This window comes from Pseudooceanicola aestuarii (assembly GCF_010614805.1).
In the GTDB taxonomy this organism is placed as follows: domain Bacteria; phylum Pseudomonadota; class Alphaproteobacteria; order Rhodobacterales; family Rhodobacteraceae; genus Pseudooceanicola; species Pseudooceanicola aestuarii.
Map to the genome: position 1 here is coordinate 1,333,337 of NZ_JAAFZC010000001.1, position 13,891 is coordinate 1,347,227.

12 protein-coding genes are annotated in these 13,891 nt (G+C 66.6%); 10 read left to right on the forward strand and 2 right to left on the reverse strand.

The genetic code is table 11. The features are described 5' to 3' along the window. Positions 1–60: 60 nt before the first annotated feature. From G5A46_RS06240 to rpe, 4 genes are all read left to right on the forward strand, one after another. Complete coding sequence (locus G5A46_RS06240; protein ID WP_163848317.1) at positions 61–1,284, forward strand: acyl-CoA dehydrogenase family protein; 1,224 nt, start codon at positions 61–63, stop codon at positions 1,282–1,284. 3 nt (positions 1,285–1,287) lie between these two features. Further along, complete coding sequence (locus G5A46_RS06245; protein ID WP_163848319.1) at positions 1,288–2,052, forward strand: SDR family NAD(P)-dependent oxidoreductase; 765 nt, start codon at positions 1,288–1,290, stop codon at positions 2,050–2,052. 125 nt (positions 2,053–2,177) lie between these two features. Beyond that, a complete protein-coding gene (locus G5A46_RS06250; protein WP_163848321.1) occupies positions 2,178–3,119 on the forward strand; it encodes a class 1 fructose-bisphosphatase in 942 nt (313 codons plus the stop codon). 90 nt (positions 3,120–3,209) lie between these two features. Further along, positions 3,210–3,896, forward strand: a complete 687-nt coding sequence (gene rpe, locus G5A46_RS06255) for a ribulose-phosphate 3-epimerase (RefSeq protein WP_163848324.1) — start codon at positions 3,210–3,212, stop codon at positions 3,894–3,896. A 171-nt stretch (positions 3,897–4,067) separates the two neighbouring features. Here rpe and G5A46_RS06260 read toward each other — a convergent pair whose 3' ends face one another. Continuing rightward, positions 4,068–5,213, reverse strand: a complete 1,146-nt coding sequence (locus G5A46_RS06260) for a sensor histidine kinase (RefSeq protein ID WP_163848326.1) — start codon at positions 5,211–5,213, stop codon at positions 4,068–4,070. A 94-nt stretch (positions 5,214–5,307) separates the two neighbouring features. Further along, positions 5,308–5,850: a PAS and helix-turn-helix domain-containing protein gene (locus tag G5A46_RS06265; protein ID WP_163848328.1), complete on the reverse strand. Its 543-nt coding sequence runs from the start codon at positions 5,848–5,850 to the stop codon at positions 5,308–5,310. Positions 5,851–5,933: 83 nt separating this feature from the next. Here G5A46_RS06265 and G5A46_RS06270 point away from each other — a divergent pair, with 83 nt between their 5' ends. The 6 genes from G5A46_RS06270 (at position 5,934) to G5A46_RS06295 (ending at position 13,828) form a co-directional block, all read left to right on the forward strand. Continuing rightward, positions 5,934–7,226, forward strand: a complete 1,293-nt coding sequence (locus tag G5A46_RS06270) for an acetylornithine deacetylase/succinyl-diaminopimelate desuccinylase family protein (RefSeq protein ID WP_239520641.1) — start codon at positions 5,934–5,936, stop codon at positions 7,224–7,226. Positions 7,227–7,360: 134 nt separating this feature from the next. Next, on the forward strand, positions 7,361–8,845 hold the full coding sequence (locus G5A46_RS06275; RefSeq protein WP_163848330.1) for an ABC transporter substrate-binding protein: 1,485 nt from the start codon (positions 7,361–7,363) through the stop codon (positions 8,843–8,845). Positions 8,846–8,943: 98 nt separating this feature from the next. Continuing rightward, on the forward strand, positions 8,944–9,888 hold the full coding sequence (locus G5A46_RS06280) for an ABC transporter permease (protein ID WP_163848332.1): 945 nt from the start codon (positions 8,944–8,946) through the stop codon (positions 9,886–9,888). After that, the gene (locus tag G5A46_RS06285; RefSeq protein WP_163848334.1) at positions 9,885–10,778 is read left to right on the forward strand and encodes an ABC transporter permease; all 894 of its coding nucleotides are present in this window, start codon (positions 9,885–9,887) and stop codon (positions 10,776–10,778) included. The genes G5A46_RS06280 and G5A46_RS06285 overlap by 4 nt, the downstream gene beginning before the upstream one ends. Further along, a complete protein-coding gene (locus tag G5A46_RS06290; protein WP_163848336.1) occupies positions 10,775–12,367 on the forward strand; it encodes an ABC transporter ATP-binding protein in 1,593 nt (530 codons plus the stop codon). The genes G5A46_RS06285 and G5A46_RS06290 overlap by 4 nt, the downstream gene beginning before the upstream one ends. 9 nt (positions 12,368–12,376) lie before the next feature. Next, on the forward strand, positions 12,377–13,828 hold the full coding sequence (locus G5A46_RS06295; RefSeq protein WP_163848338.1) for an aldehyde dehydrogenase family protein: 1,452 nt from the start codon (positions 12,377–12,379) through the stop codon (positions 13,826–13,828). The last annotated feature ends 63 nt before the right edge of the window (positions 13,829–13,891 follow it).

Below are 13,891 nucleotides of genomic sequence, written 5' to 3' on the forward strand. Positions count from 1 at the left end.
TCCGCAATATTGACTATCCCGAATTTCGCGTGCCATTTAGGGGCAACGAGGAGGACAGAGATGTACGATTATTTCCCGATTTCCGATCGCGCCAAGCGCCTGCGCGAGACGCTGCTGCAGTTCATGGAAGATCATATCTACCCGAACGAGCAGGTGTTCAAGGAACAGCACGCCCAGCAGGACGATCCCTGGCAGGCGCCGCCCATCATGGAAGAGCTGAAGGAGAAGGGCCGCCAGACGGAACTTTGGAACGCCTTCCTGCCCCACAGCGCGGGCGGCTACGAAGGATCGGGCCTGTCCAACCTGGAATATGCCACCCTGTGCGAGATCATGGGCCGGTCCTTCATCGGATCCGAGCCGTTCAACTGCTCCGCCCCCGATACGGGCAACATGGAAACGCTCTTCCTCTACGGCTCCGAGGCGCAGAAGGACCAGTGGCTGAAACCGCTGCTGGACGGCAAGATCCGCTCCTGCTTCTCCATGACGGAACCGGCGGTCGCCTCCTCCGATGCCACGAATATCGAGACGGAGATTCGCCGCGAGGGCGACGAATACGTCGTCAACGGTGTGAAATGGTGGTCCTCCGGCGCGATGGACCGGCATTGCAAGATCGCCATCGTGATGGGCAAGACCGACAAGACGGCTGAAAAGCACCGCCAGCAATCCATGATCCTGGTGCCGCTGGACACGCCGGGCGTGAAGATCGTGCGCCCGCTGACAGTGATCGGCTATGACCACGCGCCGCATGGCCATGCCGAGATCCATTACGACAACGTCCGCGTGCCCGCCAGCAACATGCTGCTGGGCGAAGGGCGCGGGTTCGAGATCGCCCAGGGGCGGCTTGGACCGGGGCGGATCCACCATTGCATGCGCTCTGTCGGTCAGGCGGAACGCGCGCTTCAGGCGATGTGCGAACGCGGGATGCAGCGCACGGCCTTTGGCCAGAAGATCGCCGAGATGGGCGTGACCAAGCACTGGATCGCCGAATGCCGCTGCGAGATCGAGCAGGCCCGCCTGCTGGTCATGCACGCCGCCCACATGATGGACACGGTCGGCAACAAGGCCGCGCGCAAGGAAATCGCGATGATCAAGGTGGTCGCGGCCAACATGGTGCAACGGGTCGTGGACCGCGCAATACAGGTGCATGGCGCCACCGGCGTCTGCCAGGACACGTTCCTGGGCGCGGCCTTTGCCAATGCGCGCACGCAGCGTCTTGTCGATGGCCCGGATGAGGTCCACCGGGAGACGATCGCCAAGCTTGAACTCCGCCAGTACCGGAACTGAGCCATGGCAGATCTGATGAACCTGACGGGCAAGGTGGCCATCGTCACCGGATCGTCGCGCGGCATTGGCCGCGCGATTGCCGAGATGTTCGCGGCGCAGGGGGCGAAGGTCGTCGTCTCCTCGCGCAAGCCGGAGGCCTGCGAACCGGTCGCCCAATCCATCCGCGATGCGGGCGGCGAGGCGATGGTGATCCCCTGCCACATCGGCCAGCGGGACGCATTGCAACATCTGGTGGACGAGACAAAGCGCGCCTGGGGCCGGATCGACATCCTGGTCTGCAACGCCGCGATCAACCCGGTCTACGGCCCCCTGGCCGAGATCGGCGACGAGGCGTTCGACAAGATCATGGCGACCAACGTCCGTTCGACGCTGAACCTGTGCAACATGGTGTTGCCGGGCATGGCGGAGAACGGCGGCGGATCGGTGATCCTGCTGTCCTCCATCGCGGGGCTGCGCGGGTCGCTGACCATCGGGGCCTATGGCATCTCCAAGGCGGCAGAGGCGTCGCTGGCGCGCTCCCTGGCGCTGGAATGGGGGCCCCGCAACATCCGGGTGAACTCCATCGCGCCGGGGCTGGTGAAGACCGATTTCGCCCGCGCCTTGTGGGAAGATCCCGAGCGGATCGCCCGCATCGAGGAAAAGACCCCGCTGCGCCGCATCGGCCTGCCGGAGGACATCGCCGGCACCGCGCTGTGGCTGGCCTCTGACCTGTCGACCTATGTGACCGGCCAGACCATCGTGGCCGACGGCGGCGAAACCGTCGCCTGATGCCTCGCTGACCCTGGCGCCCTCCCGCGCCGGGGTCATGCGGCCTCCGGCACGGGGGCGGAAACACCGTTCCCCCGCCCGGCGCGATATGGAATAACCGGGCCGAACAGACCCGGAGCCGCGCAATGACCGCAATCGATCCCACCCATATTCCCGAAAACCTGTACCCTGTTCTGGACGCGCTTTGCGCCACCGGTGCCCAGCTGTCGCAGGTGATCGCACGCGGCGCGCTTGGCCCCTCGCTTGCTGCGGGCGTGGGGGAAAACAGCGATGGCGATCAGCAGAAGGCGCTGGACGTGATGGCCGACGAGATGTTCGAGGCCGCCCTGCGCGGCACTGGCGTCCGGCATTATGCCTCGGAAGAGCAGGAAGAGGTGCTGACCCTCGACGCCGATGGCGCCTGGGCGCTGGCCACCGATCCGCTGGACGGATCATCCAACATCGACGTGAACGTGACCATCGGCACCATCTTCTCCATCTTTCCGGCGACGGCGGATGCAAACGCCAGCTTCCTGCGCCCGGCCTCGGAACAGGTGGCGGCAGGCTATATCGCCTACGGGCCGCAATGCCTGCTGGCGCTGACCTTCGGCGCAGGCACGATGCTGTTCGCGCTGGACCCCGGAACCGGGCGGTTCGAACTGGCGCAGGCGCGGATGCAAGTGCCGACACAGGCTGGGGAATTCTCCATCAACGCGTCGAACCGCCGCCACTGGATCGCCCCGGTCCGCCGCTATGTGGAGGAGGCCGAAGCGGGCGAGACGGGCGACAAGGGCCGCAACATGAATTTCCGCTGGGTCGGGTCACTGGTGGCCGAAACCCACCGCATCCTGACGCGGGGCGGCACGTTCCTGTATCCGTCGGACGCGCGGAACGGTTATGAAAACGGCCGCCTGCGCATGGTCTACGAGGTGGCACCCATGGCCATGCTGGTGGAACAGGCGGGCGGTCAGGCCACCGATGGCACCGCGCCGATCCTGTCGCTGACCGCGCGGGAATTGCACGAACGCCGGCCCTTTGTCTTCGGCTCCGCCGAGGAAGTGGCACGGATCGCGGCGCTGCACGGCTGACCCGGCGGATCGGCCCCGGATCGGTGGGGCGCTTTCGTTTCCGGGTGGGCGCGCTTATATCGCGGGGGAATCCCTGCCAGAGGAATGCCCATGTCCCTTGATCGTTCGCTGAAGATCGCCCCGTCCATCCTGTCCGCCGATTTCGCCGATTTCGGGCGCGAAATCGAAGCGGTGGAGGCGCAGGGCGCCGATTGGATCCATGTCGACGTGATGGACGGGCATTTCGTGCCCAATCTGACCTTTGGCCCGCCGCTGGTTGCCGCGATCCGCAAGCACATCAAGACGGTGATGGATGTGCACCTGATGATCGCGCCGGTCGACCCCTATATCGACGCCTTCGCGCAGGCCGGGGCCGATTACCTGACCGCGCATGTCGAATCCGGCCCGCATATCCACCGCACCCTTCAAGCCATCCGCGCGGCGGGCTGCAAGGCGGGCGTGGCGCTGAACCCCGGCACCCCGGCGGAAGCGGTGGCAGAGCTGCTGGACCTGGTGGATCTGGTCTGCGTGATGACGGTGAACCCCGGCTTTGGCGGCCAAAGCTTTATCGACATGACGGGCAAGGTACGGGCGCTGCGGTCGATGATCGGGGATCGCCCCGTGCATATCGAAATCGACGGCGGCGTCACCCCCGCCACCGCGCCGCTGGTGCGCGCCGCGGGCGCCGATGTGCTGGTCGCGGGCAGCGCGGTGTTCAAGGGCGGCAGCGTGGCCGATCCGGTCCCCTATGGCGCCAACATGCGCGCCATCCGCACCGCCTGCGACACGGCGGTCTGAGACCGCGCCATTGCCCGCGTCAGTGCCCGGCGCGCGGCTGATCCGGGCGCGTCCTGCGTGGTGGATGGTCCGGGTGGCCGGGGCGACCGGCCGGTCTGACCTGACGGGTCCACGGTGCAGGGGCCGACGATGATGGGGCCGCCGGCACTTTGCGCCGGCGCGCTTCGGTGATCAGGCCGGGGCGGAGTCGGCGGGGCCGTCCAGCCGGGCTTCCTCGTGAAGGGTCTCCACCTCGGGGGCAAGGTCAAAGCGCAGGGCGATGCGGGTGCCGCCCTCGCCTGTGTCGAGCTCGAATTCACCGCCCAGCTGCTGTGCCGCGGCTTCCATCACCTGAAGCCCCAGACCGCTGGCGCGCCCGTCCTTGTTCTTCATGCCGACGCCATTGTCCGACAACACCATGCGAGCCGATGTCGCGTCATGGTCGATCCGGCAGGACACCGCACCGCGCCGGCCGTCGGGGAAGGCGTGTTTGAAGGCGTTGGAGGCGAATTCGTTCATCACCACACCGATCGCAGCGGCGGTTGCGGCCTCCACCTCGATCTGGGGGACGGCGATGTCCATCTCCACCCCGGTGGGGGCCGAGGCGCCGACCAGGGTCCAGACATTGCTGGTGAACTCGTTCAGGTTCACATGCCCGCCCTTGCCCGCACGGTAGAGCTGTTCGTGCAGGGCGGCGACGGTGTCGATGCGGCGCTGGACGTGGTCCAGCGCGACGCGCACCTCCTGGTTAACGGCATAGCGCGCCTGCATCCGCGTCAGGGCAGAGACGGATTGCAGGGAGTTCTTTACCCGATGATCAACCTCCCGACGCATCAATTCGGCGCGGCGCAGGGCCTGGCGCAGCTCCATCTGGGTGATGACCTGCCGGGCCAGCACCTTGAGCGTGTCGCGTTGCAGGGGGGTCAACTCGCGCGGTTCGCGGTCCAGTACGCACAGCGTGCCGATGGGAAACCCGTCCGATGTGCGCAGTACCGCCCCGGCATAGAACCGCAGGTGCATCTCTCCGGTGACCAGAGGGTTGTCGGCGGTGGCCGGGTCGCGCGTGGTGTCGGAGATTTCCAGGAAATCCTCCTGGAGGATGGCATGGGCGCAGATCGCCTGATCAATGGGCGTTTCGACGTCATCAGTGCCGACGCGGGCCTTGAACCATTGCCGGTCGGCATCCAGCAGGGAGATCAGCGAAATCGGCGTGCCACAGACCGCCGATGCCAATTGCACGACATCGTCGAACTGGCGTTCAGGATCGGTATCGAGGATCTCGAACGAGTGCAGCGCCTTCAGGCGGTCGCTCTCGTCAGGCGGCAGCGGTGCTTTCATGCGATGTCATGTCCCAAGTGGTCCCAGGCTGTTATAGCCCAGTGGCGCGGCGCGGGAAATCGCGAAATGCGCCGGCTGCCGAAGGGCGGACGGGTCACACCGCCGGGCCGGACAGGCGCGACAGCAATTCGGCGGCGTTGCGCACGTCGAACTTGCGCAGTAGGCGGGCGCGCACGTCCTCCACACTGCGTGGCGACAGGCCCAGGGAGGCGGCGATTTCCTTGGATGTGCGGCCCCGCGCCAGGCCGGTGACGACATCGCGTTCGCGCGGGGTCAGGACTGGCGCGGCAGAGGGGCTGATCGGCGCGTAACTCATCGACAGGCAGGCCATCGGGTCGGCGCGATCCGCCGCGCGGGCCCGGAATCGCACCCAGACCTGGCTGCCATTGGCGCGGCGCAGCAGGCGTTCGTCGGTATAAAATCCCGTCTCGCGCAGGCGCGGCAGGCCGATGTCGCGCAGGCTGTCGAATTCGCGGTCGTCGGCGTAGATCGTGCGGAAGCTCTGCCCCGGAAGCGCCTCGTGCGGCTGGCCGACCATCTCGGCGAAGGTCTGGTTGCAGGCGCGGATCACCCGGTTTTCCGCCAGCACCAGGCCGACGGGGGCAAGGTCGAAGGCAAGGCGTGTGCTGGAATCCATCCGGTCGGTATCCTGTTGTTCCCGTGTTTCTACGGTATTGAGGCCGTAGCTGCCTCGGCGCAAGCTGCCAAGGCAACAGAATTGTGAAAGACGTGATCGTGACCGACTGGACAGAGAGCCTCCGCACCGCCATCGCCGACCGGCGCGACGACCTGATCGCCCTGACGCAGGACTTGATCCGCATCCCGACGCTGAACCCGCCGGGCGAGTTCTACCGCGATATCTGCGACTATCTTGACGCGCGCCTGTCGAAGAAGGGGTTTTCGACCCAGATGATCCGCGCCGTGGGTGCCCCCGGCGATTGCGAGAAATACCCCCGATGGAACATCGTTGCCCGGCGCGAGGGCAACCGCCCCGGCGAATGCGTGCATTTCAATTCCCACATTGACGTGGTGGACGTGGGCAAGGGCTGGACCACCGATCCCTTCGGCGGAGAGCTGATCGACGGCAAGATCTATGGCCGTGGCGCCTGCGACATGAAGGGCGGGCTGGCCGCGTCGATCATCGCGGCGGAGGCCTTCATCGCCACGGTCCCCGACTGGCAGGGCGCGATCGAGATTTCCGGCACCGCAGACGAGGAATCGGGCGGGTTCGGCGGGGTGGCTTACCTGGCGGAGAAGGGGCATTTCGCCCGTGTCGATCATGTCATCATCCCCGAGCCGCTGAACAAGGACCGGATCTGCCTGGGCCATCGCGGCGTCTGGTGGGCCGAGATCGAGACCCATGGCGAGATCGCCCATGGCTCCATGCCGTTCCTGGGCGATTGCGCCGTGCGTCACATGGGCGCCGTGCTGCACGAGATGGAGGAATCGCTGTTCCCTGCCCTGGCGCAGAAACGCACGGACATGCCCGTCGTCCCCGAGGGGGCCAAGCAATCCACGCTGAACATCAATTCCCTGCATGGTGGTCAGGCCGAAATCCCGGCTGACAGCACCGGCCTGCCCTCTCCCGTGGTGCCCGACAGTGCCCGCATGGTGATCGACCGCCGGTTCCTGATCGAAGAGGGGATCGACGAGGTGCAGGCCGAAATCACCGGGGTGCTGGACCGGGTCGCCGCCGGGCGGGAACGGTTCTCCTATGATATCCGGGAGATGCACCGTGTGCTGCCGACGATGACCGACCGGGAAGCGCCGGTGGTGCGCACCGTGTCCGACGCGATTCGCCAGACCCTGGGGCAGGATCCGCAATATGTCGTCTCTCCGGGGACTTACGACCAGAAGCATATCGACCGGATCGGCAAGCTGAAGAACTGCATCGCCTATGGTCCGGGCATTCTGGACCTTGCGCACAAGCCCGACGAATACGTCGGCGTGGACGACATGCTGCAATCGGCGGAAGTGATGGCGCTGTCGCTGAAGGCGCTTCTGGCACCCTGAGGATTTCGCGGGGGCACGGAGCCCCCGGATGCTGGACGAACCGGCGAATAGGCATGATGATGCCGCTGTGAACCGCGCGGCCCACGCAGGCCGCCGGGGCAGGGTCCGCCCAGGGCCACAACAGGGAGACGACAATGACCAGGATCTTTTCGGCGGCCACCTTCGCGTCCGTCATCGCATTGACCGCCGGGGGCGCCTTTGCCCAGGCCCGCACCGACCTTACGCTGGCGATGCAGCTTGAACCGCCGCATCTGGACCCGACGTCCGCGGCGGCAGGCGCGATCGACAGCGTGACCTATTCCAACATCTTCGAGGGCCTGACCCGGTTCGGCGCCGACGGCTCGATCAATCCCGGCCTTGCCCGCGATTGGGAAATTTCCGAAGACGGGCTGAGCTATACCTTCATGCTGCGCGACGGCGTGACCTTCCATGACGGCAGCGCCATGGATGCGGAGGACGTGAAATTCAGCCTCGACCGCGCGCGGGCGGAGGACAGCGCCAATGCGCAAAAAGGCCTGTTCGCCGGCATCGAGACCGTCGAGGTGATGGACCCGCTGACCGTGAAGGTCACGCTGTCCGCGCCCAACGGCATGTTCCTGTTCAACATGGCCTGGGGCGACGCCGTGATCGTGGCGCCCGAAAGTATCGAAACGATCAAGACCGCGCCCGTCGGCACCGGCGCGTTCAAGTTCGACAGCTGGGCACAGGGCGACAGTATCACGCTGGTCAAGAACCAGGACTACTGGGGCGAGCCCGCGCAGCTGGACCGTGCCACGTTCAAGTTCATCTCCGACCCCACCGCCGCCTTCGCCGCGACGATGGCCGGTGATGTCGATGTGTTCTCGGCCTTCCCGGCGCCGGAAAACCTGCCCCAGTTCGACGCCGACCCCCGGTTCAATGTCACCATCGGCTCCACCGAGGGGGAGACGATCCTGGCGATGAACAACAAGATGCCGCCGTTTGACAACATCAAGGTGCGGCAGGCCGTGGCCCATGCCATCGACCGGCAGGCCATCATCGACGGTGCGATGTTTGGCTATGGCACGCCCATCGGTACGCATTTCGCCCCGCACAACCCCGATTACGTCGACCTGACAGAGCTGTCCGCCTATGACCCCGAGCAGGCCAAGGCCCTGCTGAAGGAAGCGGGCGTCGAGGACGGGTTGAAGGTCAAGATGACCCTGCCGCCCCCCTCCTATGCGCGGCGCGGCGGCGAGATCATCGCGGCCCAGCTGCGCGCCGTCGGTCTGGACCCGCAGATCGAGAACGTGGAATGGGCGCAATGGTTGGAAACCACCTTCAAGGGCAAGGATTTCGGCCTGACCATCATCAGCCATACGGAACCCATGGATATCGCGATCTACGCCAATCCCGATTACTACTTCCAGTATGACAATCCCGAGTTCCAGAAACTGATGGAGGATCTCAACCTCGAAACCGATCCCGCCGCGCGCTCCGAGATGCTGAAGACCGCTCAGACGACGATCGCCGAGGATTACGTGAACGGCTTTCTCTTCCAGTTGCCGCTGCACACCATCGCCAAGACCGAGGTCGAGGGCCTTTGGGTCGACATGCCCACCCAGGCCGCCGACCTGACCGGCGTCTACTGGGCCGAATGAACTGAAACCGGGCCCGCCGGAAGTGTCCGGCGGGTTCCCCCAATCGCTGCGCGGGGTCCGTCGTGACCGAGGCGCCGCGTCGGATCGCACCACCACTCATGCTCAGATATACGCTGACCCGCCTCCTGTCGCTGATCCTGTCGCTGGCTGCGGCCTCCGTCGTGATCTTCCTCGCGATCGAGATCCTGCCGGGCGACCCCGCCGCCATGATGCTGGGCGTCAACGCGCAGGAAGACACGCTGGCTGCGCTGCGCGAGCAGCTGGGCCTGGATGGGACGCCCTGGCAACGCTACAGCAGCTGGATCGGCGGGTTGCTGACCGGCGATTTCGGCATCTCCTACACCTATCGTACCCCCGTGGCCGAGATGATCGGCGCGCGGTTGCAGGTGTCGCTGCCGCTTGCGCTCTATGCGCTGGGGTTGTCGACGCTGATCGCCTTTCCCGCCGGGATCTGGGCCGCGTCCCGCCGCGGAAAGATGGCCGATATCGGGGTGATGGGGGTGACGCAGCTGGGCGTCGCGATCCCGAATTTCTGGTTTGCCATGCTGATGGTCCTGGTCTTCGCCATCAACCTGCGCTGGTTCTCCGCCGGTGGGTTCCCGGGTTGGGATGCCGGGTTTTGGGCCGGGATGAAGGCGCTGACCCTGCCCGCCGTGGCGCTGGCCCTGCCACAGGCGTCGATCCTGGCACGGGTCATGCGGTCCTCCCTGCTGGATACCCTGTCCGAAGATTACATCCGCACCGCCCGCGCCAAGGGGCTGACCCGCGCGCAGGCGCTGTGGCGCCACGCGCTGCGCAATGCGCTGATCCCCGTGCTGACGATCATCGGCCTGCAATTCTCCTTTCTTCTGGCGGGGGGGATCATCATCGAGAACGTGTTCTACCTGCCCGGCCTGGGGCGCCTGATCTTTCAGGCGATTTCCGCCCGTGACCTGATCGTGGTGGAAAGCGTGGTGATGCTGCTGGTCTTTGCCGTCGTCCTGGTCAATTTTCTGGTGGAGATCGCCTATGCCATCGTCGATCCGAGGTTGAGACGCGCATGAGCGATCCCGTGACAGATCCCGTCCCCACCGCCACCACTGCCAACGATGCCCGACGCGGGCTGCATCCGGCGCTGCGCTCCCGCAGCCTGGTGCTGGGCGCCGTGCTGAGCCTGATTTTCCTGGCAGCCGCGCTGATCAGCCTGGTCTGGGTGCCCTATGACATCACCCAGATGGACATCGCCAACAAGATCCAGTCGCCCACGGGCGCGCATCCGCTGGGCACCGATCACTTCGGTCGTGATATCCTGTCGATGATCATGGTGGGGGCGCGGACCTCCATCGCCGTGGCCGTGGTCGCGGTGGGCATCGGCATGGGGTTGGGCGTGCCGCTGGGCCTGTGGGCCGCCGCGCGGCGCGGATCGCTTCTGGACGAGGTGATCATGCGCGGCAACGATCTGGTCTTTGCTTTCCCCTCGCTGCTGATCGCGGTGATGATCACGGCCAGTTTCGGCGCTTCTGCCGTCAATGCGATCATCGCCATCGGCATCTTCAACATCCCTGTTTTCGCACGGCTGACGCGGTCCGGCGCGCTGTCGCTGTGGCAGCGTGATTTCGTGCTGGCCGCGCGGGTGGCGGGCAAGGGGGCGGCACGGATCTCGGCCGAACATATCCTGCCCAACGTGACCAACCTGCTGATCGTGCAAGGCACCATCCAGTTCTCCCTGGGCATCCTGGCAGAGGCGGGGCTGTCCTATGTCGGGCTGGGCGCGCAGCCGCCGACGCCCTCCTGGGGGCGGATGCTGGCCGACAGCCAGACGATGATTTCCTTTGCGCCGCACATGGCGTTGTTCCCCGGTCTGGCGATCCTGCTGACGGTGCTGGGGCTGAACCTGATGGGCGACGGTCTGCGTGACCTGTTCGACCCGAAGCTGAGACGGTCCCGCACATGAGCCTTCTGCGTATCGAGAACCTCGGCCTGACGATCCACGGGACCGAGATCCTGAGCGACGTCTCCTTTGACGTGGCGGCCGGGCGCATCTTCGGCGTCATCGGGGAAAGCGGCTCGGGCAAGTCGATGACCGCCTTTTCCGTCATGCAACTGCTGCCCGACGGCGCGCGCAGTACCGGGCGGATCACGCTGGACGGGCAGGAGGTGCTGGACCTGTCCGAGCGCGCCCTGTGCGATCTGCGCGGCACAAAGGTCGGCATGGTCTTTCAGGAGCCGATGACCGCGCTGAACCCGATCCGCACCATCGGCGAACAGGTGGCGGAGACGATCCTGATCCACGAGAAGATCGGCAAGGCCGAGGCGATGGCCCGCGCGCGCGACGCGCTGGCCCGGGTGGAGCTGCCGGAGGACCGGTTTCCCCTGACCCGCTATCCGCACGAGCTGTCGGGCGGGCAGCGGCAGCGGGTGGTGATCGCCATGGCCATTGCCCTGCGGCCCAAGCTGCTGATCGCGGACGAGCCGACGACCGCGCTGGACGTCACCACCCAGGCCCAGATCCTGGAGCTGCTGACCCGGTTGGTGCGCGAGGACGGGATGGGGCTGATGATCATCTCCCATGATCTGGCGGTGGTCGCCGACATGGCCGATGACATCGCCATCATGCAGACCGGGCGGGTGGTGGAGCAGGGGCCGACGCGCGATCTGTTCGCCAACCTGTCGCATCCCTATTCCCGCGCGCTGCTGGCGGCCTCGTCCCACGCGCCCGACCGCACGGCCATCCCGCAGGAGGCGCCGCTGTTGCAGGTGCGCGACGTGGTGCGCAGCTATGCCCTGCCGCGCAAGTCGCTGTTCGGCGCCCCCGGTCGGGTGAAGGCCGTGCGCGGGGTCAGCTTCGAGATCCGGCGCGGCGAAAGCCTGGGGTTGGTGGGGGAATCGGGCTGTGGCAAATCCACCCTGACCCGCGCCATTCTGGGACTGGAGGAGGTGCAGGAGGGGCAGATCACGCTGGGTGGCGATCCCGTCTTCTCGGGGCACAAGCCCAACCGCGCCGTACGGCAGCGGATGCAGGTGGTGTTTCAGGATCCCTACGGTTCGTTCAACCCGCGTCAGCGGGTGGGGCGTCTGGTGACCGAACCCTTTCACCTGCTGGACACGCCCCCCACCGGCGCCGCCCGCGATGCGGCGATCGCCGAGGCGCTGACCGCCGTGGGCCTGACGCCGGAGGATCGGCACAAGTACATCCACGAGTTCTCCGGCGGGCAGCGCCAGCGCATCGCCATCGCCCGTGCCCTGATCATCAAGCCCGAGCTGATCATCCTGGACGAGGCCGTGTCGGCCCTGGACGTACAGGTGCGGGCGCAGATCCTGGACCTGCTGGCCGACCTGTCGGACCGCTTCGGGCTGACCTACCTTTTCATCTCGCACGATCTGTCTGTCGTCCGCTCCATCACCGATCGGGTGATGGTCATGCAGGCCGGGGAGATCGTCGAACAGGGGCCGACGGCGCAGGTCTTCGACGCGCCCAGCCACCCCTATACCCGGCAATTGATCGCGGCGGCCCCTGTGCTGCCCGCGTTTGCTCAAGTCTGAGGAAAGACCATGACCGTGACCGAACTGTGGTTCGACCCTTCGCTGTGCTTCATCGACGGGGCCTGGGTTCCGCCCGCCGAGGGGCAGACCCTGCCGCTGGCCAACCCTTCCAACGGGGAGGAGATCGGCCAGATCGCCCGGGGCACCGCCCCGGATATCGAGGCGGCGGTGCAGGCCGCCGAGGCCGCGCGCGACGGCGCATGGGGGCGGATGCCCGCCGCGGATCGCGGGCGCTTGCTGGCGCGGCTGGGCCGGCTGGTGCAGGACCGGGCCGAGGATCTGGCCCGGATCGAGGCGCAGGACGTCGGCAAGCCGCTGAAACAGGCGCGCGCCGATGCGTTGGCGCTGGCACGCTACATGGAATTCTACGGCGGCGCGGCGGACAAGCTGCACGGCGAGACGATCCCCTACATGGATGGCTACACCGTCTACACCCTGCGGGAGGCGCATGGCGTGACGGGCCATATCGTCCCGTGGAATTATCCGATGCAGATCATCGGCCGGTCCGTCGGCGCGGCACTGGCCACGGGCAATGCCTGTGTCCTGAAACCGGCAGAGGACGCCTGCCTGACCGCCCTGGCCTTTGCCGCGCTGGCGCAGGAGGCGGGGCTGCCCGCCGGGGCGCTGAACGTCGTGCCGGGTCTGGGGGCTGAGGCGGGCGCTGCCCTGTCGGGCCATCCGCGCGTGCAACACATCTCCTTTACCGGGTCTGTGGGGGTGGGCGCCGCCATTCAGGCCGCCGCCGCGCCGAACGTGGTTCCCGTGACGCTGGAGCTGGGCGGAAAATCTCCGCAGATCGTGTTCGACGATGCCGATCTGGGCGCGGCTCTGCCGTTCCTGGTGAACGCGGGCATCCAGAACGCGGGCCAGACCTGTTCGGCGTCCTCCCGCATTCTGGTGCAGCGCGGTGTTCTGGAGGAAGTCACCGCACGCATGGCCGAACGCTACGGCGCGTTGCGCGTCGGCCCGGCGCTGGACGACCTGGAGGTCGGTCCCCTGATCTCCGCCCGGCAGAAAGGCATCGTGGAGAGCTTTCTGGCCCGTGGCAGCGACCTGACCGTTGCGGCGCAGGGTGATCTGTCGGCGGCAGTGGACGGCGGGCATTACGTCGCGCCCACGCTGTTCTCCGGCGTTGCGGCCGATCATCCGCTGGCCCGGGACGAGATCTTCGGCCCCGTGCAGGTCATCATCCCCTTCGACACCGAGGAGGAGGCCATCGCCATCGCAAACGGTACGGATTACGGGCTGGTCGCCTCGGTCTGGTCGCGCGACGGCGCGCGTCAGATGCGGCTGGCCCGCCAGATCCGCGCCGGGCAGGTGTTCCTGAACAATTACGGTGCCGGTGGCGGTGTCGAACTGCCCTTTGGCGGGGTCGGGAAATCCGGCCATGGCCGCGAAAAGGGGTTCGAGGCGATGTATGGCTTTACCACGCTGAAGACCGTCGCCGCCTACCACGGCTGAGCATCCCCCGCTTTTCGCAAGGGCACCCATACCCTTGCCACCCACCCTGCGCCGGCGAATGGT